General features: G+C 55.1%; 2 rRNA genes (1 of these 2 only partly in view). Both read left to right on the forward strand.

Features of this window, described 5'->3' with window-relative positions:
• Positions 1 to 1,177: ribosomal RNA gene (locus ITJ59_RS18835) — 23S ribosomal RNA — on the forward strand (it extends 1,866 nt beyond the left edge of the window).
• Positions 1,178 to 1,324: 147 nt separating this feature from the next.
• Positions 1,325 to 1,441 (forward strand): 5S ribosomal RNA (gene rrf / locus ITJ59_RS18840).
• The last annotated feature ends 8 nt before the right edge of the window (positions 1,442 to 1,449 follow it).

The raw sequence follows: 1,449 nt of genomic DNA on the forward strand, positions 1-1,449 counted from the left end.
TTGCTCCGTGAGCGTTGAAGGCCGCAGAGACCAGTGGGAAGCGACTGTTTACTAAAAACACAGGTCCGTGCGAAGTCGCAAGACGATGTATACGGACTGACGCCTGCCCGGTGCTGGAAGGTTAAGAGGAAGGGTTAGCCTTTGGGCGAAGCTCTGAATTTAAGCCCCAGTAAACGGCGGTGGTAACTATAACCATCCTAAGGTAGCGAAATTCCTTGTCGGGTAAGTTCCGACCTGCACGAATGGCGTAACGACTTCCCAGCTGTCTCAACCGCGAACTCGGCGAAATTGCACTACGAGTAAAGATGCTCGTTACGCGCAGCAGGACGGAAAGACCCCGTGACCTTTACTACAGTTTGGTATTGGTGTTCGGTGTGGCTTGTGTAGGATAGGTGGGAGACTGTGAAGCGGGCACGCTAGTGTTCGTGGAGTCATTGTTGAAATACCACTCTGGTCACTCTGGATGTCTAACGTAGGACCCTGATCGGGTTCATGGACAGTGCCTGATGGGTAGTTTAACTGGGGCGGTTGCCTCCCAAAGAGTAACGGAGGCGCCCAAAGGTTCCCTCAACCTGGTTGGCAATCAGGTGGCGAGTGTAAGTGCACAAGGGAGCTTGACTGTGAGACTGACAGGTCGAGCAGGGACGAAAGTCGGGACTAGTGATCCGGCAGTGGCTTGTGGAAGCGCTGTCGCTCAACGGATAAAAGGTACCTCGGGGATAACAGGCTGATCTTGCCCAAGAGTCCATATCGACGGCATGGTTTGGCACCTCGATGTCGGCTCGTCGCATCCTGGGGCTGGAGTAGGTCCCAAGGGTTGGGCTGTTCGCCCATTAAAGCGGTACGCGAGCTGGGTTTAGAACGTCGTGAGACAGTTCGGTCCCTATCCGCTGCGCGCGTTGGAAATTTGAGAAGATCTATCCCTAGTACGAGAGGACCGGGATGGACGAACCTCTGGTGTGTCAGTTGTTCTGCCAAGGGCACCGCTGATTAGCTACGTTCGGACCGGATAACCGCTGAAAGCATCTAAGCGGGAAGCCGTCTTCGAGATGAGATTTCCATGCACCTTGAGTGTGAGAGGCTCCCAGCAGACTACTGGGTTGATAGGCCGGATGTGGAAGCGGGGACTAACGACCCGTGGAGCTGACCGGTACTAATAAGCCGAAGACTTGATAACACACTGATTTCCGTGCACTTGTTGCACGGGCTCGCGTCCACTTTGTGGTTCCCGACAGACGATCGGGAATCAAACTGAATACACCGCTCTGCCCATTCGTGGGCAGCAGCCGGAGCATGTTTGAGACCAGATCATGGTCGAGAGTGTTCCGGTGGTCATAGCGAGAGGGAAACGCCCGGTCACATTCCGAACCCGGAAGCTAAGCCTCTCAGCGCCGATGGTACTGCAAGGGGGACCTTGTGGGAGAGTAGGACGCCGCCGGACTTAACGTA

The organism is Curtobacterium sp. VKM Ac-1393, assembly GCF_015350995.1.
Taxonomy (GTDB): domain Bacteria; phylum Actinomycetota; class Actinomycetes; order Actinomycetales; family Microbacteriaceae; genus Curtobacterium.